Source organism: Prauserella muralis (assembly GCF_003202285.1).
GTDB lineage: Bacteria > Actinomycetota > Actinomycetes > Mycobacteriales > Pseudonocardiaceae > Prauserella_B > Prauserella_B muralis.
Map to the genome: position 1 here is coordinate 1,863,583 of NZ_MASW01000001.1, position 16,888 is coordinate 1,880,470.

General features: G+C 73.5%; 22 protein-coding genes. 15 read left to right on the forward strand and 7 right to left on the reverse strand.

What is annotated here, in order from left to right; translation table 11 throughout:
* Positions 1-12 precede the first annotated feature (12 nt).
* Positions 13-789 carry a GNAT family N-acetyltransferase gene (locus BAY60_RS09940; RefSeq protein WP_112280438.1) on the reverse strand — a complete coding sequence of 259 codons (777 nt, stop codon included), beginning with the start codon at positions 787-789 and terminating at the stop codon, positions 13-15.
* Between the two features lie 37 nt (positions 790-826).
* Here BAY60_RS09940 and BAY60_RS09945 point away from each other — a divergent pair, with 37 nt between their 5' ends.
* From BAY60_RS09945 to dapC, 3 genes are all read left to right on the forward strand, one after another.
* Positions 827-1,009, forward strand: a complete 183-nt coding sequence (locus BAY60_RS09945) for a hypothetical protein (RefSeq protein ID WP_112280439.1) — start codon at positions 827-829, stop codon at positions 1,007-1,009.
* 119 nt (positions 1,010-1,128) lie between these two features.
* A complete protein-coding gene (gene fdxA / locus BAY60_RS09950) occupies positions 1,129-1,449 on the forward strand; it encodes a ferredoxin (RefSeq protein ID WP_009152606.1) in 321 nt (106 codons plus the stop codon).
* The gene (gene dapC, locus BAY60_RS09955; RefSeq protein WP_112280440.1) at positions 1,446-2,531 is read left to right on the forward strand and encodes a succinyldiaminopimelate transaminase; all 1,086 of its coding nucleotides are present in this window, start codon (positions 1,446-1,448) and stop codon (positions 2,529-2,531) included. The genes fdxA and dapC overlap by 4 nt, the downstream gene beginning before the upstream one ends.
* A 94-nt stretch (positions 2,532-2,625) precedes the next feature.
* On the opposite strand, the gene dapD is transcribed toward dapC, so the two are convergent.
* Both dapD and BAY60_RS09965 read right to left on the reverse strand, forming a co-directional pair.
* On the reverse strand, positions 2,626-3,612 hold the full coding sequence (gene dapD / locus BAY60_RS09960; protein ID WP_112280441.1) for a 2,3,4,5-tetrahydropyridine-2,6-dicarboxylate N-succinyltransferase: 987 nt from the start codon (positions 3,610-3,612) through the stop codon (positions 2,626-2,628).
* A 21-nt stretch (positions 3,613-3,633) separates the two neighbouring features.
* Positions 3,634-4,077, reverse strand: a complete 444-nt coding sequence (locus BAY60_RS09965; RefSeq protein ID WP_112280442.1) for a hypothetical protein — start codon at positions 4,075-4,077, stop codon at positions 3,634-3,636.
* Between the two features lie 35 nt (positions 4,078-4,112).
* On the opposite strand from BAY60_RS09965, the gene dapE reads away from it, so the two are divergent.
* The 3 genes from dapE to BAY60_RS09980 all read left to right on the forward strand — a co-directional run bounded on the left by dapE (position 4,113) and on the right by BAY60_RS09980 (position 6,680).
* Complete coding sequence (dapE, locus tag BAY60_RS09970; protein WP_112280443.1) at positions 4,113-5,189, forward strand: succinyl-diaminopimelate desuccinylase; 1,077 nt, start codon at positions 4,113-4,115, stop codon at positions 5,187-5,189.
* Between the two features lie 136 nt (positions 5,190-5,325).
* Positions 5,326-6,111 (forward strand): LOG family protein, encoded by a 786-nt coding sequence (locus BAY60_RS09975; RefSeq protein WP_245992386.1) that lies wholly within the window; start codon positions 5,326-5,328, stop codon positions 6,109-6,111.
* Positions 6,111-6,680 carry an LOG family protein gene (locus BAY60_RS09980; protein WP_211330216.1) on the forward strand — a complete coding sequence of 190 codons (570 nt, stop codon included), beginning with the start codon at positions 6,111-6,113 and terminating at the stop codon, positions 6,678-6,680. Before BAY60_RS09975 ends, BAY60_RS09980 begins: the two co-directional genes overlap by 1 nt.
* A 9-nt stretch (positions 6,681-6,689) precedes the next feature.
* Here the strand turns inward: BAY60_RS09980 and BAY60_RS09985 are convergent, their stop codons facing one another.
* On the reverse strand, positions 6,690-7,352 hold the full coding sequence (locus tag BAY60_RS09985; RefSeq protein WP_112280444.1) for a lysophospholipid acyltransferase family protein: 663 nt from the start codon (positions 7,350-7,352) through the stop codon (positions 6,690-6,692).
* A 45-nt stretch (positions 7,353-7,397) separates the two neighbouring features.
* Between BAY60_RS09985 and BAY60_RS09990 the strand changes: the two genes are divergently transcribed.
* The 4 genes from BAY60_RS09990 to BAY60_RS10005 are packed head-to-tail and all read left to right on the forward strand — an operon-like array spanning position 7,398 to position 9,682.
* Positions 7,398-8,318 (forward strand): glucosyl-3-phosphoglycerate synthase, encoded by a 921-nt coding sequence (locus BAY60_RS09990; RefSeq protein ID WP_112280445.1) that lies wholly within the window; start codon positions 7,398-7,400, stop codon positions 8,316-8,318.
* Between the two features lie 28 nt (positions 8,319-8,346).
* Complete coding sequence (locus BAY60_RS09995) at positions 8,347-8,667, forward strand: DivIVA domain-containing protein (RefSeq protein WP_112280446.1); 321 nt, start codon at positions 8,347-8,349, stop codon at positions 8,665-8,667.
* Complete coding sequence (locus BAY60_RS10000) at positions 8,664-9,116, forward strand: SRPBCC family protein (protein WP_112280447.1); 453 nt, start codon at positions 8,664-8,666, stop codon at positions 9,114-9,116. Before BAY60_RS09995 ends, BAY60_RS10000 begins: the two co-directional genes overlap by 4 nt.
* Positions 9,113-9,682: a DNA-3-methyladenine glycosylase I gene (locus BAY60_RS10005; RefSeq protein ID WP_112280448.1), complete on the forward strand. Its 570-nt coding sequence runs from the start codon at positions 9,113-9,115 to the stop codon at positions 9,680-9,682. The genes BAY60_RS10000 and BAY60_RS10005 overlap by 4 nt, the downstream gene beginning before the upstream one ends.
* 89 nt (positions 9,683-9,771) lie before the next feature.
* Here the strand turns inward: BAY60_RS10005 and BAY60_RS10010 are convergent, their stop codons facing one another.
* Positions 9,772-10,566: an enoyl-CoA hydratase-related protein gene (locus BAY60_RS10010; protein ID WP_112280449.1), complete on the reverse strand. Its 795-nt coding sequence runs from the start codon at positions 10,564-10,566 to the stop codon at positions 9,772-9,774.
* A 191-nt stretch (positions 10,567-10,757) separates the two neighbouring features.
* On the opposite strand from BAY60_RS10010, the gene BAY60_RS10015 reads away from it, so the two are divergent.
* Positions 10,758-10,925: a DUF3117 domain-containing protein gene (locus BAY60_RS10015; protein ID WP_009152618.1), complete on the forward strand. Its 168-nt coding sequence runs from the start codon at positions 10,758-10,760 to the stop codon at positions 10,923-10,925.
* Between the two features lie 78 nt (positions 10,926-11,003).
* The gene (locus BAY60_RS10020; RefSeq protein ID WP_112280450.1) at positions 11,004-12,476 is read left to right on the forward strand and encodes a leucyl aminopeptidase family protein; all 1,473 of its coding nucleotides are present in this window, start codon (positions 11,004-11,006) and stop codon (positions 12,474-12,476) included.
* On the opposite strand, the gene BAY60_RS10025 is transcribed toward BAY60_RS10020, so the two are convergent.
* A complete protein-coding gene (locus tag BAY60_RS10025; RefSeq protein WP_112280451.1) occupies positions 12,401-13,402 on the reverse strand; it encodes a LysR family transcriptional regulator in 1,002 nt (333 codons plus the stop codon). The genes BAY60_RS10020 and BAY60_RS10025 overlap by 76 nt on opposite strands.
* Positions 13,403-13,438: 36 nt before the next feature.
* Between BAY60_RS10025 and BAY60_RS10030 the strand changes: the two genes are divergently transcribed.
* Complete coding sequence (locus tag BAY60_RS10030) at positions 13,439-14,698, forward strand: MFS transporter (RefSeq protein ID WP_245992387.1); 1,260 nt, start codon at positions 13,439-13,441, stop codon at positions 14,696-14,698.
* Here BAY60_RS10030 and BAY60_RS10035 read toward each other — a convergent pair.
* Positions 14,622-15,302 carry an O-methyltransferase gene (locus tag BAY60_RS10035; protein ID WP_112280452.1) on the reverse strand — a complete coding sequence of 227 codons (681 nt, stop codon included), beginning with the start codon at positions 15,300-15,302 and terminating at the stop codon, positions 14,622-14,624. The genes BAY60_RS10030 and BAY60_RS10035 overlap by 77 nt on opposite strands.
* A gap of 181 nt (positions 15,303-15,483) precedes the next feature.
* Between BAY60_RS10035 and sigE the strand changes: the two genes are divergently transcribed.
* A complete protein-coding gene (sigE, locus tag BAY60_RS10040) occupies positions 15,484-16,122 on the forward strand; it encodes an RNA polymerase sigma factor SigE (RefSeq protein ID WP_112280453.1) in 639 nt (212 codons plus the stop codon).
* Complete coding sequence (locus BAY60_RS10045) at positions 16,119-16,832, forward strand: anti-sigma factor family protein (RefSeq protein ID WP_112280454.1); 714 nt, start codon at positions 16,119-16,121, stop codon at positions 16,830-16,832. The genes sigE and BAY60_RS10045 overlap by 4 nt, the downstream gene beginning before the upstream one ends.
* Positions 16,833-16,888 lie beyond the last annotated feature (56 nt).

Genomic DNA, 16,888 nt, shown 5'->3' on the forward strand with positions numbered 1-16,888 from the left:
TGCCCGATCCTTTCACGGAACCCAGTAGCGATACCGGTGGTGTTCGGTGAAACCCAGCCCGGCGTACAGCGCGAGGGCGCCGGTGTTACCCACCGAAACCTGCAGGACGCAGCGCGTAGCGCCGCGGCGGCGTCCCCAGTCGCCGATGGCCGCCATGAGCGCGGTCGCCAGGCCCCGCCTGCGGTACCCGGGCCGCACCGCGAGCCGGGCCACGAGCAGCGTCTCGCCCACCACGGAGCCGCGCACCCCGCCCGCCGTGACGCCGTCGAGCTCGGCCACGCCGAAACCGACCTTCGCACCCGACGTGAGCACGTGCCGCTCCGCGGGCGCCGGTTCGGGCCTGCCCACGGCCAGCTCCCACCAGCCTGCCGTCGGCGCGCCGAGCACGGCGGTCTTCTCCGGTGCCGGGCCGGCCGGAACGGCGCCAAGGAGCACCGCGACCTCGTGGCCGTTCTCGTACTCGACGTAGGGCCGCCAGCCCTGCCCGGCGAGCTCCCGCTCGACCCGGCCGTCCTTGACCGCCTGCACCATCGGCGGAACGCCGTGGGCGTGGGCGAACTCACAGGCCCTGGTCAGGGCCTCGGCCACCGGGACGCCGGGGTCGCCGACGGCCAGCACGCTGTTGGCCCGGCCGGTGAAGCCCACCCGTCTCCCGCCGCCACCCGCCACGGAGGCGCTGCGCGCCACTGTGTCCACCGATGCCCTGAGCCGCCAGCCGCCGAGGGGCTGCTCGGTCTGCGCCGGCCACGCATCGGCGCACGCTTGCTCGATCTCCTCGGCGGGGTCCACGCTTAGATTGGTACCAAAACCGCAGCAAGGAGGGCCGATGAGCATCGCGCGCAGGGACGACCGGCACAACGCCGATCTCGTGCGGGAGATCGCCGAGGGCTTCAACCAGGCCGTCGGCTCCCGGCGGGAGGACGACGAGGACGGCGAGCCACGGCAGGACAAGCCGAGGTTCACGATCACCGGGGACAGCCGCGATACCACCGGCAGGCGGCCCCGGTAGGCGTCGTTCGTCACGTCCACGTGGCCGCACCCGTTAGGCAGGCCTGAGCTTAGGATGCCTGGCGGGACCGCGTAGTGTCCGGCAACGGGCCAGACCAGAGGACAAAGCAGGAGAACGCAGTGACCTATGTGATCGCCGAGCCCTGCGTCGACGTGCTCGACAAGGCATGCATCGACGAATGCCCCGTCGACTGCATCTACGAGGGCGAGCGGATGCTCTACATCCACCCGGACGAGTGCGTCGACTGCGGAGCCTGCGAGCCGGTCTGTCCGGTGGAAGCCATCTACTACGAGGACGACGTCCCCGACGAGTGGAGCGCCTACACCAAGGCCAACGTCGACTTCTTCGACGAACTGGGCTCGCCGGGTGGCGCGTCGAAGGTCGGCAAGACCGCGCACGACCCGCAGTGGATCAAGGATCTGCCGCCGCAGGGCGAATGAGCCGCCTCCCGGCCTTTCCCTGGGACTCGCTGGCCGGCCACACCGAGCGGGCCAGGGCACACCCCGGCGGGATCGTCGATCTCTCCGTGGGCACCCCGGTCGACCCGGTTCCCGACTCGATCCGCGACGCGCTCGCGTCGGTGTCGGACGTGCCCGGCTACCCGACGACGCACGGCACGCCTGCCCTGCGCGCGGCGGCGGTGGACTCGCTGCGCAGGCGGCACGGCGCCGACGGCCTCGACCCCGATGCCGTGCTGCCCACGATCGGCTCCAAGGAGCTGGTGGCGTGGCTGCCGTCGCTGCTCGGCGCCGGGCAGGGCGATGTCGTCGTCATCCCGGAGCTCGCCTACCCCACCTACGAGGTGGGCGCGCTGCTCGCCGGGGCGAGCGTGCAGCGCGCGGACGGGCTCACCCAGCTGGGGCCGCAACGGCCCAGGCTGCTCTGGCTGAACTCGCCGTCCAACCCCACCGGCCGCGTGCTCGGCGTGGAGCACCTGCGCAAGGTCGTCGACTGGGCCCGCGACCGCGGCACCGTGGTGGTGTCCGACGAGTGCTACCTCGCGCTCGGCTGGGACGCCGAACCCGTCTCGGTGCTGCACCCCGACGTCCACGGCGGGCGGCTCGACGGGCTGCTCGCGGTGCACTCGCTGTCCAAGACGGCCAACATGGCCAGCTACCGGGCGGGGTTCGTCGCGGGCGACCCGGACCTCGTCAGGCGCCTGCTGGCCGTGCGCAAGCACGCGGGCATGATCGTGCCGAGGCCGGTGCAGGAGGCCATGACCGTCGCACTCGGCGACGACAAGGCGCTCGCCGCCCAGCGGGAGCGCTACGCCGCCCGGCGTGCCGTGCTGCGGGACGCGCTGCTGGCCGCCGGGTTCCGCATCGACTACTCCGAGGCGGGGCTGTACCTGTGGGCGACCCGTGACGAGGACGCCGACGCCACGGTCGGCTGGTTCGCCGAGCGCGGCATCCTCGTGGCACCCGGCACGTTCTACGGCCCGCGCGGAGGACGGCACGTCCGGGTGGCGCTGACCGCCACCGACGAGCGCGTCAACGCCGCCGCCGAACGCCTGACGGCCTGAGCACCGGTGTGCTGGCCGCCCAGGCCGGCGGGCTGGCCGTCGGCGTCGGCGAGTCAGGCCAGCACGGCGACGCCGACGGCCAACCCGCGCGGTGTCAGTCGTTGGCGTGCAGCGCGGCGTTGAGCTCGACGCCGGAGCCGGTGCGCGGCACGACCTCCACGGCTCCGGTGGCCGAGTTGCGGCGGAACAGTGCGCCGGAGATCCCGGACAGCTCGCGCGCCTTGACCGACCTGCCCTCGACGACGACCTTCGTGCCCGCCGTGACGTAGAGGCCCGCCTCGATCACCGTGTCGTCGCCGAGCGAGATGCCCGCGCCGCCGTTGGCGCCGATCAGGCAGCGCTCGCCGAGCGAGATGACCTCCTTGCCGCCACCGGAGAGCGTGCCCATGATCGACGCGCCGCCGCCGATGTCGGTGCCGTCGCCGACGACGACGCCGGCCGAGATGCGGCCCTCCACCATCGACGCGCCGAGCGTGCCGGCGTTGAAGTTCACGAAGCCCTCGTGCATCACGGTGGTGCCGCCGGCCAGGTGAGCACCGAGGCGGACCCGGTCGGCGTCACCGATCCGCACGCCGCTGGGCAGCACGTAGTCGACCATGCGCGGGAACTTGTCGACGCTGTACACGGTGACGCCGCCCCGCGAGCGCAGCCGCAGGCGCGTCGCCTCGAAGCCCTCCACCGGGCACGGGCCGTGGTTGGTCCAGACGACGTTGGAGAGCAGGCCGAAGATGCCGTCCAGGCTCTGCCCGTGCGGCTGGACGAGCCGGTGGGAGAGCAGGTGCAGCCGCAGGTACACGTCGTGGGCGTCGGCGGGCGCGGTGGCCAGCGAGCCGATCGACGTGCGCACGGCCACCACCTCGACGCCCCGGTCGGTGTCGGGGCCGAGCAGCGCCGTCGCCGACTCGCCGAGCGCCTGCGCGGCCTCCTCGGCCGACAGCCGCCGCGAGGACGACTCGCCGTCGGCGGCGGTCAGCTTCGGGTGCGGGAACCAGGTGTCGAGCACCGTGCCGTCCTGCGTCACGGTGGCCAGGCCGACACCGGTCGCGCCGGTGGTTTCGGGGTTCGGGGTCTGCTCGCTCACGGCCGCTACCGTAACCCGGGCTCAGCCGGGCGTCGCCGAGGCCTGGGGCAGCCTCTCCACCCCGCCCTTGACCCGCTCCAGCGCGCCCGCGATGTCCGAGAGGGCCTTCGTGCACTCGTCGGGCGTCCCGCCGCCGCCGCAGCCCGCCGAGCGGTACGCCTGGATGCCCGACCGCAGCTCCCGCGCCGCCCTGGCCAGCTCCGGGTGGCCCTCGCCCGCGAAGCGTTCCGCCGTGTCCGGCACGCTCGCCAGCTGTATGACGTACTTCTGGCAGCTCGGCGGGTCCAGCTCGGTGGGGGTCTTGAAGCAGACGTCCACGGCGAGCGCGTTGAGCTTCACCCGCAGCGCCGCGGGCCCCGGGTCGGCGGGCGCGGCCTTCGGCGTCGGGCCCGCCTCGGTGGCGCAGGCGGGCACCAGCAGGAGCAGGGCGCTCGCGGCGCCGGCGAGAACAGCTCGGGTGCGCACGTCATCACCGTACGCACCGGCGCTACGGTGCGGGCATGCCCTCGCTCGACTTGCGCGCCGACCCGGCGGAGCTCACCGCCGCACTCGTGGACATCGCCAGCGTCTCCGGTGAGGAGGCCGAGCTCGCCGACGCGGTGGAGGCCGCGCTGCGCGCGCAGGCCCCGCATCTGGAGGTCGTGCGCAACGGCGACGCCGTGCTGGCCCGCACCACGCTGGGCAGGACGTCCCGGGTCGTGCTGGCGGGCCACCTCGACACCGTGCCCGTGAACGACAACCTGCCGCTGACGCGCACCGGCACCGGCGACGACGAGGTGCTGCACGGCCTCGGCACCGTCGACATGAAGGGCGGCGACGCGGTGTTCCTGCACCTGGCCGCCACGCTGCCCGAGCCGAGGCACGATGTGACGTTCGTGTTCTACGACTGCGAGGAGGTGGAGGCGGTCCGCAACGGGCTCGGCCGCATCGAGCGCGAGCTGCCCGGATGGCTGCACGGCGACCTCGCGGTGGTCGGCGAGCCGTCCAACGCGGTCATCGAGGCGGGCTGCCAGGGCACCATGCGCGTCGAGCTGGCCACCAGCGGCGCCCGCGCCCACACCGCCCGCGCGTGGATGGGTGTGAACGCCATCCACGCGCTGGCCGAGCCGCTGCGCAGGCTCACCGCCTACGAGCCCCGCGTGGTGGACATCGACGGCCTCACCTACCGCGAGGGGCTGCAGGCCGTGCGGATCGGCGGCGGGGTGTCCGGCAACGTCGTGCCGGATGCGGCCGTGCTCGCCGTCAACCACCGCTTCGCGCCCGACCGCACGCCCGAGCAGGCCGAGCAGCATCTGCGCGAGGTGTTCGACGGCTACGAGCTCACCGTCGTGGACTGCTCGCCGGGCGCGCTTCCCGGGCTCTCCGCCCCGGCCGCGGCGGAGCTGGTGACCGCCGCCGGTGGCCGCGCCGCCGCCAAGCTCGGCTGGACCGACGTGTCGCGCTTCGCCGCGCTCGGCATGCCCGCGGTGAACTTCGGCCCCGGCGACCCGACACTCGCCCACACCCGGCAGGAGCACGTCGCCGCCGCCGAGATCCGGAGGGTGAGCGAGGCGCTGAGGACGTTCCTCTCGCCGTGACGGCGCGCCCGGCGGCGAGCCGAAGGGCACCGTGGGTACGCCAGGCGTACCGAAGGGGCCCTTCGGCTCGGTGCGGCCGTGCGCGGGTTCGTGACTGGCCGACTACGGCACGCGGGCACGTCCTAGGCTGGGCCGGGTGAGCGAGCACCTGACTGAGCACTTCCAGAGCGACGACGAACATCCTCCCGAACGGCACCGCGGGCCCGTCGTCCTGCGCAGGTCGCGGCAGGCGGAGGACTCGACCACCGACCAGCGGCTGCTCGACTCCCGGGGCCCGAGCGACTGGGTGCACACCGACCCGTGGCGGGTGCTGCGCATCCAGGCCGAGTTCGTGGAGGGCTTCGGCGCACTCGCCGAGGTGCCGAGGGCGGTCACCGTGTTCGGCTCCGCCCGCACCCCCCGCGACCACCCCGAGTACCAGCTCGGGCGCGACATCGGCGCGGCGCTGGCCAACGCGGGCTTCGCGGCGATCACCGGCGGCGGGCCCGGCTCGATGGAGGCCGTCAACCGCGGCGCCTCCGAAGCCGGCGGGCTCTCGATCGGGCTGGGCATCGAGCTGCCGTTCGAGCAGGGCCTCAACCCGTGGGTCGATCTCGGGGTGAACTTCCGCTACTTCTTCACCCGCAAGACGATGTTCATCAAGTACGCGCAGGCGTTCATCTGCCTGCCCGGCGGGTTCGGCACCCTGGACGAGCTGTTCGAGGCACTGACCCTCGTGCAGACGAAGAAGGTCACCAAGTTCCCCGTCGTCCTCTTCGGCAGCGCCTACTGGGGCGGGCTCTACGAATGGGTTCGCAACACGGTGCTCGCCGAGGGCAAGATCGGGGAGCGGGACGCCGCGCTCCTGCACGTCACCGACGACATCGACGACGCCGTGGGCATCGTGCTGGAGGCGTACAAGGCCTGGGAGGACACCCACTAGTGAAGCGGATCTGCGTCTTCTGCGGCTCGTCGTCGGGCAAGGCCGCGCACTACGCCGAGGAGGCCGCCGCCGTGGGCAGGCTGCTGGCCGAACGCGGCATCGGCGTCGTGTACGGCGGCGGGCAGGTCGGGCTGATGGGCGTGGTCGCCGACGCGGCGCTGGCCGCGGGCGGCGAGGTGCTCGGCGTCATCCCGAAGCACCTGATGCGCGCGGAGATCGCGCACCACGGGCTCACCGAGCTGCACGTCGTCGAGGACATGCACGAGCGCAAGGCGACCATGGCCTCGCTCTCGGACGGCTTCCTCGCGTTGCCCGGCGGCGCGGGGACCCTGGAGGAGCTGTTCGAGGTGTGGACGTGGGCGCAGCTCGGCCTGCACGCCAAGCCCGTGGGCCTGGTGGACATCGGGGGCTACTTCACCAAGCTGGGCGAGTTCATCGACCACATGGTGGAGGAGGGTTTCCTCAACGTGCCCAGCAGGGAGCTGGTGACCATCGACAGCGACCCGGTGGCGCTGCTGGACGCGTTCGCGAGGCACGACGCCGAGCCCGTCGACAAGTGGGCGCTCTGAGCGGGCGGTTCACGCCGCGCGCGGATGGTAGGAGTCCACGTACTCCTGGCCGGACAGCTCCAGGATCGCGGACATGATCTCGTCGGTCACCGCGCGGCGGATGGCCGGTGACGCGGCGAGCCCGTCGTAGCGCGAGAATTCCAGCGGTCCGCCGAACCGCACCGCGATGCGCGCCGGGCGGGGCAGCCGCGCGCCCACCGGCAGCAGCCGCTGCGTGCCGGACAGCGCCACCGGCACCACCGGTGCCGCCGTGGCCAGCGCGAGCGCGCCGACTCCGGTGTGCCCGCGGTGCAGGCGGCCGTCGAGCGAGCGGGTGCCCTCTGGGTAGATGCCGAACGCGCCGCCGGAGTCCAGCACCCTGCGCGCCGCCCCGAGCGCGGCCAGCCCGGCCGCCGCGTTGCCCCGCTCCACCGGCACGTAGCCCAGCGCCGACACGAACGACGCCAGCAGCCTGCCCCGCGCACCCGTGCCCTGGAAGTACTCGGCCTTGCCGAGGAACTTCACCGGCCGCCGCGCCACGATCGGGATCACGGCCGTGTCCAGGGCCGAGCGGTGGTTCGCGGCCAGGATCACCGGCCCGTGTTCGGGCACGTTCTCCAGACCCTCGACCTCCGGCCGGTAGGCGAGCTTGGCCAGCGGTGCCAGCCCGGAACGGATCAGCAGGTGCAACACGAGTCCTCCCACGGCGGTCTGTTGCCAGGATGGCACGATCAGCCCATGGACGAGCGGTGGTTCGCGCGGCGCACCTGGCAGGAGCCGCCGTGGACGTCCGGTGAGCTGCGGCGAGCCAAGGGCGCGCGCACGGTGTCGGTGGTGCTGCCCGCGCTCGACGAGCAGGCCACGGTCGGCGACGTCGTGGCATCGGTGCGGCCGCTGCTCGGCTCGCTCGTCGACGAGCTCGTCGTCATGGACTCCGGCTCCACCGACGACACGGTCGCCGTCGCCCGCGCGGCCGGGGCGCGGGTGGTGTGCCGCGAGGACGTGCTGCCCGAGTTCACGCCGCTGCCCGGCAAGGGCGAGGTGCTGTGGCGGTCGCTCGCGGCCACCAGTGGCGAGCTGGTGGTGTTCCTCGACTCCGATCTCGTCGACCCGGATCCGGGGTTCGTGCCCGCGCTGCTCGGCCCGCTGCTGTGCGAGCAGGGAGTGCACCTGGTGAAGGGCTTCTACCGCCGCCCGCTGCGGCTGGAGAGCGCCGAGACCGGCACCGGCGGCGGCCGCGTCACCGAACTGCTCGCCAGGCCCCTGCTGTCGGCGCTGCGCCCGGCGCTGTCCGGGCTCGTGCAGCCGCTCGGCGGCGAGTACGCGGCCACCAGGCAGCTGCTGGAGTCGGTGCCCTTCGCCACCGGTTACGGCGTCGAGATCGGCCTGCTGCTCGACGCCGAGGCGCGGCACGGGCTGGACGCGCTCGCCCAGGTGAACCTCGGGGTCCGCAAGCACCGCAACCGCTCGCTCACCCAGCTGGGCGTGATGGCGCGGCAGATTCTCGGCACCGCGCTCGACCGCTGCGGCGTCGCGGCGCCGGGCGGGCCGGAGCTGACCCAGTTCGTGCAGGTGGCGGGGGAGTGGCTGCCCGACGTCGCGCAGGCGCCGGTGAGCGACCGGCCGCCGATGCGGCAGGTGCTGGCGCGCAGCACGTGAGCAGGGCACATGTGTCACGATCGTGGCTGTGACCACCGCACTCATCTATCTCGTCGTCATGCTGCTCGTGGCAGCCGTGGTGTTCCTGCTCGCGGCCGTCGTGTTCGGGCGCGGCGAGGAGCTGGCCCCGCTCCCGCCGGGCAGCTCGCCGACGCGGCTGCCCGCCGAGGACATCACGGGCGAGGACGTGAGCGGGGTCAAGTTCCAGCTCGTGCTGCGCGGGTACAAGATGTCCGAGGTCGATTGGGTGATGATGCGCCTTGGCAAGGAGATCGACGGCCTGCGGCAGCGGGTCGCCGAGCTGGAGGCAGAGGTCGGCGAGTCCGCGCGCCGCGGGGCCCGCTCATGAGTGATGTCGTCGAGTCGGTGGAGGTGCCCGCGCCCGCGGGCACGACGTGGCTCGCGCTCACCGACTGGCAGCGGCAGGACGAGTGGATGCTCGGCACGCGGGTGCGGGTGGTGGCGGGCAACGGCCGCAGCGTCGGCTCCCGGCTGGAGGCGTTCACCGGCGTGGCCGGGATCGGCGTCACCGACACCATGGAGATCACCGGATGGGAGCCACCGGTGCGCTGCACGGTGCGCCACCTCGGGCTCGTCGTGCGTGGCACCGGGGCGTTCCACGTGCAGGAGCGCGGGCCGCACCGGTCGATGCTGATCTGGTCCGAGCAGCTCGACCCGCCGCTCGGGTTCGTCGGCAGGCTCGGCTGGCCGTTGGCCAAGCCCGTGTTCTCCCTCGGGCTGCGCCGGTCGCTGACGAACTTCGCGCGGTTCGCCGAGTCGTACATGGTGGGCGGATGAGCAACCTGTTGGGCGCCGACGGCGTGGCGCGCTGCTCGTGGGGCAACTCGGCCCCCGACTACGCCGAGTACCACGACACGGAGTGGGGCGTGCCGCTGCGCGGCGAGGCCGCCCTGTTCGAGCGGCTGTCGCTGGAGGCCTTCCAGTCCGGCCTGTCGTGGCTGACGATCCTGCGCAAGCGCGAGGCGTTCCGCCGCGCCTTCGCCGGGTTCGAGCCCGCGAAGGTCGCCGAGTTCGGTGACGCCGACGCCGAGCGGCTGCTCGCCGACGCGTCGATCGTGCGCAACCGCGCCAAGATCGCCGCCACCATCGCCAACGCCAGGGCCGTGGCCGAGCTGGACCGGCCGCTCGACGAGCTGCTCTGGTCGTTCGCGCCGGAGCGGTCCGGCAGGACGCGGCCGGCGACGATGGCCGACGTGCCCGCCGTGACGCCCGAGTCGACGGCGATGGCGAAGGAGCTGAAGAAGCGCGGCTTCGTCTTCGTCGGGCCCACCACCTGCTACGCGATGATGCAGGCCACGGGCATGGTGGACGATCACGTCCAGGGCTGCTTCCTGGCGTCCTGATCGCGAGCGGGGCTCCCTCGGCGACCGGCCGGACGGCACGCCCCGCTCCAGCGCGGAGGTGACGCGCCCTGCCGGTCGCCGAGGTGCGCTCACCGGCCGGTGAAGTCCGGCTTGCGCTTCTCGACGAACGCGCGGACGGCCTCGGTGTGGTCGGCCGTCGCGCCGAGCGCGGACTGTGCCGCGTCCTCCGCCGCGAGGGCGTCCTCCAGCGTGCTCTGCGCGGCGGCGCTGAGCGTGCCCTTGATCTTCGAGAAGGCGGCGGTGGGGCCCGCGGCGAGCCGGGCGGCGAGCTCGTGGGCCCTGCCCGGCAGGTCCTCGTCGGCCACGACCTCGCTGACCAGGCCGATGCGCAGTGCCTCGGTGGAGTCGACGGTGCGGGCGAGCAGCATCAGCTCCAGCGCGCGGCCGTAGCCGATGAGCCGCTGCAGCGTCCACGACGCACCCGAGTCGGGGCCGAGGCCCACGTTGGCGAAGGCCATCATGAAGTTCGCCGACGCGGCGGCGATGCGCAGGTCGGCGGCGTAGGCGAAGGCCGCGCCCGCCCCGGCCGCGGGCCCGTTGACGGCGGCGATCACCGGCTTCGGAGCGTCGACGATGGCCCTGATGATCGGGTTGTAGTGCTCGGCGACCGTGCGCAACGGAGCGCTGTCACCGGCTTCCAACAGGCCGATGTGCTCCTTGAGGTCCTGGCCCGCACAGAACGCCTTGCCCGCGCCGGTAAGCACGATGGCGCGCACGGCGTCGTCACCGGCGGCCTGCGTGAGCGCGTCGAGGAGCCGCTCCTTCAGCTCGACGGTGAGCGAGTTGTACGCCTTGGGGCGGTTGAGCGTCAGGGTCCGCACCCCGTGGGCGTCGGTCAGTTGCAGCACGTCCTCTGTGGTCACGTGAAAAACCCTCCGTCGTCGGCTTCGCCCCGCGAGTCTGACAGCCTCGCGAGCCGCATACCAGCGTCTATGTCCAGCGCTAAGATCGGTCCGCGTTCGCCGCCCTGTGCCGATGGGGGACAATGGTCACAACCCGGTTGCTTCGGCGAGCGCGACCCGGGCGCGCTGGTTGTTAACGGAGGGAGCACGCTATGGCGGCCATGAAGCCCCGGACCGGAGATGGTCCCCTCGAAGTCACCAAGGAGGGACGGGGCCTCGTGATGCGCGTACCGCTGGAGGGTGGTGGGCGACTCGTCGTCGAGCTGTCGGCCGAGGAGGCCAAGGACCTCGGTGCGGCCCTTCAGGAGGCCACCAGCTAACCACGTCCCGCACACTCCTCCGCCAGCCCCGACGCCGCCGCTCGCGCTGGCTACGTTCACCGTGCCTGGAGGCCGCCGATGGCGCGTTCCCCGCTGCCGCCCGTACCGAGTCCGCTGATCGACGTCGAGGTGGGCGCTGCCGCTCGCCGTGGGGAGCCGCTCGCGGCCGTGCTGCCGCGCGATGCCGAGACGCCGTACGCGGAGCTCGCCGAAAGCCTGCGTGCCGCCGGCAAGGCCGGTGAGGTCCATGTGGTGCCCGATGGGCATGGGGCACGCTGGCTGGTCGGTGCCGGCGACGGCGGGCAGAAGCAGTACCGGGCGGCGGGGGCCGCCTTCGCCAGGGCCGCCAACTCCTTCGCCGAGGCGGAGGCCGACGCGGGCGGCAGGCCACCGCGCACCGTGCAGGCGATGCTGCCGCCGGAGGCCGGTGCCGAGCAGGTCGCGGCCTTCGCCACCGGTGCGCTGCTCGGTGGCTACCGCTACGTGGTGACGGGCGAGGAACGCAAGCCGGGCGTGCGCAGGCTGCGCCTGCTGACCGGCCACGAGGGGGCCGTGCCCGCCTGCGCCGATGCCGTGCGGCGGGCCGGCCGGCTCGCCGCCGCGACCGCGCTCGCGCGGGATCTGGCGAACACGCCGTCGAACGTCAAGAACCCGGCCTGGCTGGCCGGCGTGGCCGAACGGGTCGCGGGTGAGGTGTCCGGGCTGTCGGTCACCGTGCGCGACCAGGACTGGCTCGCCGCGCAGGGCTTCGGCGGCATGCTGGCCGTCGGCGGCGGCTCGGCGAGCCCGCCGCGGCTCATCGAGCTGAGCTACCGGCCGCGCGGCGCCTCCACGCACCTGCTGCTGGTGGGCAAGGGCATCACCTTCGACACCGGCGGCCTCTCGATCAAGCCCGCCGAGGGCATGCACCTGATGCGCACCGACATGGCCGGTGGCGGGGCGGTGATCGCGGCGGTGCGCGCCGTCGCCGCGCTCGGCCTGCCCGTGCGCGTCACCGCGCTCGTGCCCGCCGCCGAGAACCACGTGTCCGGCTCGGCGTACCGTCCTGGCGACATCGTCCGGCACTACGGAGGGCGCACCACCGAGGTGCTCAACACCGACGCCGAGGGCCGGATGGTGCTCGCCGACGCGCTCGCCTACGGCGTGCGCCGGTTCTCGCCGGACGCGGTGGTGGACGTCGCGACGCTCACCGGCGCCATGAAGGTCGCGCTGGGTCTGCGCACCGGCGGGCTGTTCGCCAGCGACGACGCGCTCGCCGAGCGCGTGCGCGAGGCCGGGGAGCGGGCGGGCGAGCAGTGGTGGCGCATGCCGTTGCTGGACGCCCACGCCGACGACGTGCGTAGCGAGATCGCCGACGTGCGGCAGGCGCCGCCGGGGCCCGGCGGGATCACGGCCGCCCTGTTCCTGCGCGAGTTCACCTCCGGGCTGCCGTGGGCGCACCTGGACATCGCGGGCCCCGCGCGGGCCGAGCGCAACTACGACGAGGTGGTGCCCGGCGGCACCGGCTTCGCGGCCCGGACGCTCGTGGAGCTGGTCGCCTCGTACGCCTGAGCGCGCACGAAGTCGCGGAACGCGGCGACGGCGGGTGCGAGCGGGTGCCCCGAAGGCCAGACCAGGCCGATCGCCCGGGTCATCGTCGGCTCCAGTGGTACCTCCGTGACCCCGGCGGGGGAGCCGGGCTCGAACTTCGGCAGCAGGGCCACGCCCAGCCCTGCCGCGACGAGCCCGCGCACGGTGTCGGACTCCTGCCCCTCGAACGCCACCGTGGGCCGGAACCCGGCGCGGGCGCAGGCCTCGTCGGTGATCTGGCGCAGGCCGTAGCCGGGTTCGAGCATCACGAACACCTCGTGCTCAAGGTCGGCGACGCGCACCCGGTCGCGCTGCGCCAGGGGGTGGCCCTCGGGCACGGAGACGAACAGCTCCTGCTCACCGAGCACGGCCGACGCCAGCGCCGGGTCTGCCGGCGGTGGTGCGACGAGCGCGAGGTCGAGCTCGCCCGCGCTCAGCCGGCCGACGATGTCCTGCCGGGAGCCCTGCACGAGGCTGAACCGGACGTGCGGGTGACCGGCGGCGCGGAAGCCGCGCAGCAGGCGGGGCACGAGCGAGCGCCCCAGCAGGTGCAGGAAGCCGAGCACCACGTGGCCGCGTTCGGGTTCGATCTCCTCGCGCGCGAGGCGGACGCCGGTGCCGAGCGCCGTGAGCGCGCGCTCGGCGGCGTCGGCGAGCAGCAGGCCCGCGCGGGTCAGCCGGATGCCGCGGCCGTCGGGCACGGTCACCGGGGCGCCGAGCCGTTCGCCGAGCGCGGCCAGGCGCCTGCTCGCGGTCGGCTGCGGGATGCCCAGCTCCCTGGCGGCGGCGGTGACGCTGCCCGTGACCTTGAGCACGCGCAGCAGCGCCGCGTGCGGGGCGAGCTCGGCCACGAGCCGGGCATTCTCGGACTCATTCAGCACGGTATCGATTATGGGCGCATCGCGCATTGGACGTATTGATTAGCGCCGCTTAGCGTCGGCCGGGTGGTGACGGTGACCCGGGACCGCCCGGGCGTGCAGCGGGTGACGGTGGCGGTCGCGGCGGCGGGCGTGTGCTCGTTCGCGCTGCTCTACGCGCCGCAGCCGCTGCTGCCGCAGCTGGCGGCGGAGTTCGGGCTCGATCCGGGGCGGGCCTCGCTCGCGGTGAGCGTGGGCACGGGGGCGCTCGCGGTGGCGGTGCTGCCGATCGCCGTGCTGTCGGAGCTGGTGGGCAGGCGGCCGGTGATCGTGGCGTCGGTGCTCGCCTCGGCGGTGCTCGGGCTGCTGCTGCCGCTGGCGCCGTCGTTCGAGGTGCTGCTGGTGCTGCGGGCGTTGCAGGGGGTGGCGATCGCGGGCTTTCCCGGGGTGGCGTCGGCGTATCTCGTGGAGCGGCTGGGCCGCGCCGGGGTCGCGGCCGCGGTGGGCGCCATGATCGCGGGCAACACGGTCGGCGGCATGACCGGCAGGCTCGCCTCCGGATTCACCACCGGCCCGCTCGGCTGGCACGGAGCCCTCGCCGTCGTCGGAGCCCTCTCCCTCCTCTGCGCACTACTCACCGTGGTCACCCTGCCCCGCTCGCCCCGCCCTAAGCGGGAGCAAGGGACATTTACTCCCGCGAAACGAGAGCAAAGGTCCCCTGCTCCCACAGGGGCGGGGCGCGGGCGGCTACGGAGCGTGGTCGGTGGGGTGGTGGTGGCGGTGCGGACGCCGGTGCTCCTCGCCCAGTACGGGGTCGCGTTGCTGGCGATGGGGTCGTTCGTGGCGCTCTACAACGCGGCCGGGTTCCGGCTCACCGGCGACCCGCTGAACCTCAGCCCCGCGGTCGCGTCGCTGGTCTTTCTCGCCTACGCCATGGGCGCGGTGTCGTCGGTGACGGCGGGCAGGCTCGTCGCCCGCTTCGGCCGTCGCCGCTCGCAGCTGGTGGCGCTGGCCGTCACCGCACTCGGCGGCGCCCTGACGCTGCCCGACTCGCTGCCGCTGGTCGTCGCCGGGTTCATCGTGCTCACCGCCGGGTTCTTCGCCACCCATGCCGTCGCCAACGGGTGGGCCGCCGCCGAGGCGCCCGCGCACGCCCGCGGCCAGTCCTCCGGCCTCTACACGCTGGCGTACTACCTGGGCAGCAGTGTCGGCGGCACCGCGGGCAGCGTCATCTACGGGCACGCGGGCTGGGGCTGGCTGATCGCCGCCGTCACCACCTGGCTGGCGCTGGCGGCGCTGAGCTGCTGTTCACCGCTGCGGCGAGCAGCCCGCTTCCGACGGGGATGAGCGCGGGCAGCAGGCGCTCGTCGTCGCGCGCGGCCCTGGCCACCTCCCGCAGCGCCATGATCTCCGGATCGCGCTGCGCCGGGTCGCCCAGCCGCCCGCCTGCCAGCACGTCGTGGAACACGATCACGCCACCAGGGCGCAGCAGCTGCACACCCTGGTCGAAGTAGCCGGGGTACTCCAGCCGCGCCCCGTCCGCGAACACCAGGTCGTAGCCGCCCGAGGTGAGCCGGGGCAGCACGTCGAGCGCCCTGCCCACGATCAGCCGCATGCGGCCCGCGGCGAACCCGGCGTCGAGAAAGGTCCTGCGCGCGGCGCGGTGGAACTCCGGCTCGAGGTCGATCGTGGTGAGCACGCCGTCGGGGGCCATGCCGCGCAGCAGGCACAGCCCGCTCACGCCGGCGCCGGTTCCGATCTCCACCACCGCTCTGGCCTGCAGCGACGCCGCCAGCAGGCTGAGTGCGGCCCCGGTCGCGGCCGACACCGGCTCGCAGCCGAGATCCTCGGCGCGGGCCCGCGCGGCGGCCAGCGTCTCGTCGTCGGGCAGGTAGCCCTCGATGAAGTCACCGAGATCGACCGGTCCCGTGATGTGCGTCTCGGAGTTCACGCGCAGAGGTTAGCCGACCAGCGCCGCGACGAGGCCCAACCACGCTCGGACACGCTTCTCAGGCTGCTCTCAGCCCGGTCTCACTAGAACCATAAGGAAACGGGGAACACTTCGTCTCAGGAACGGGAACACCTCGTGCGGTCGGCGCGTTGAGGTGATGAAGGTTAAGGGGGACAGGCCGATGGAGGTGCCTTCGCTGGCTCGCAACAGCGTGCAGAGCGCGCCGATACCGACCGGGCAGGACGCGGGCGAACCCACCGTGGTGAGCGCCGCCGACGGGCACGACGACGCGGCGTGGACGCCGCCGACCTGGGACGAGGTCGTGCGCGAGCACGCCGACCGGGTCTACCGCCTTGCCTATCGCCTCACCGGCAACACCCACGACGCCGAGGACCTCACGCAGGAGACCTTCATCCGCGTGTTCCGCTCGCTCGCGTCGTACAAGCCGGGTACGTTCGAGGGCTGGCTGCACCGCATCACCACCAACCTGTTCCTGGACATGGCACGCCGCCGCTCGCGCGTGCGCATGGAGGGGCTGCCCGAGGACACCGACCGCATCGTCGGTGACGACCCGAGCCCCGAGCAGGTGTACTCCGAGACACACCTGGACCCGGACCTGCAGGCCGCGCTCGACGACCTGCCGCCCGAGTTCCGTGCCGCCGTGGTGCTGTGTGACGTCGAAGGGCTGTCGTACGAGGAGATCGGCGCGACCCTTGGCGTTAAGCTCGGCACCGTGCGCAGCAGGATTCACCGGGGCAGGCAGGCGCTGAAGGCTTCACTCGAGCGCAGGCGAGCGCTCAAGCAGGAGGCCACCGTATGAGCCAGAACCGGGGATGGGGGCTCCCCGAGTCGCACTTGTTGCCGGACGCCGTGGTGGCGTTCGTGGACAACGAGCTGTCACTCGGCGCCCACGAGCGCGCCGCCGCGCACGTCGCCCGCTGTCCTGCCTGTGCCGCGGAGGTCACCGCGCAGCGCCAGGCCAGGGCCGCGGTTCAGCGTGCCCAGTCGCCCTCGATCTCACCCGGGTTCCTCGCCAGCCTGTGCTCCATCCCGGAGCACACCGACGTCTCCACGACGCCCGACAACCTCGCGATCAGCGAGGACGGGCAGTTCGTGACCATCCAGCGGCCCGACCGCGTGGCCGGCCTGCGCGGGGAACTGCCCGCCGCGCCGCTCGGCAGCTCGGCCCCGCTGGGCACCTCTCCCGCCGTGCTCGGCAGCTCCGCACGTCTCGGCGGCGCGCGGCGCCGTGCCGCCCAGGGCGCGGGCGTGGTCGTCTCCGGACTGGTGCTGAGCGCGCTCGCGCTGGTCGCCACCTCCAGTGGCGGCGGCACGGCGGGCGGCGAGGTCGGCACCGAGGAGCGCAACGGCCCACCGCCCGCGGGCGTGCTGCGGGCCCAGTTCAACGCCCCGGCCACCACGACGACCGCGGTCCCCACCCGCACCGCCGCGGCACAGACCCGCTCGGGCACACCGGCACCGGCCATGACCTCCACCAGCGAGCCCGCGCCGCTGGTAGGCCCACGGTGACTTCACCGGGGTGACGGCAGAATCGGACTCTGAGACCGGCGCGTAGGGTCGCGTCG

Bases quoted from the DNA above. Each gene is read 5' to 3' on its own strand.
- sigE (WP_112280453.1), top strand. From the start codon at position 15,484: ATGGAGGTGCCTTCGCTGGCTCGCAACAGCGTGCAGAGCGCGCCGATA.
- BAY60_RS10045 (WP_112280454.1), top strand. From the start codon at position 16,119: ATGAGCCAGAACCGGGGATGGGGGCTCCCCGAGTCGCACTTGTTGCCG.
- dapC (WP_112280440.1), top strand. From the start codon at position 1,446: ATGAGCCGCCTCCCGGCCTTTCCCTGGGACTCGCTGGCCGGCCACACC.
- BAY60_RS10015 (WP_009152618.1), top strand. From the start codon at position 10,758: ATGGCGGCCATGAAGCCCCGGACCGGAGATGGTCCCCTCGAAGTCACC.
- BAY60_RS09990 (WP_112280445.1), top strand. From the start codon at position 7,398: ATGGACGAGCGGTGGTTCGCGCGGCGCACCTGGCAGGAGCCGCCGTGG.
- BAY60_RS09945 (WP_112280439.1), top strand. From the start codon at position 827: ATGAGCATCGCGCGCAGGGACGACCGGCACAACGCCGATCTCGTGCGG.
- dapE (WP_112280443.1), top strand. From the start codon at position 4,113: ATGCCCTCGCTCGACTTGCGCGCCGACCCGGCGGAGCTCACCGCCGCA.
- BAY60_RS10025 (WP_112280451.1), bottom strand. From the start codon at position 13,402: ATGCGCGATGCGCCCATAATCGATACCGTGCTGAATGAGTCCGAGAAT.
- BAY60_RS10000 (WP_112280447.1), top strand. From the start codon at position 8,664: ATGAGTGATGTCGTCGAGTCGGTGGAGGTGCCCGCGCCCGCGGGCACG.
- BAY60_RS10005 (WP_112280448.1), top strand. From the start codon at position 9,113: ATGAGCAACCTGTTGGGCGCCGACGGCGTGGCGCGCTGCTCGTGGGGC.
- BAY60_RS10020 (WP_112280450.1), top strand. From the start codon at position 11,004: ATGGCGCGTTCCCCGCTGCCGCCCGTACCGAGTCCGCTGATCGACGTC.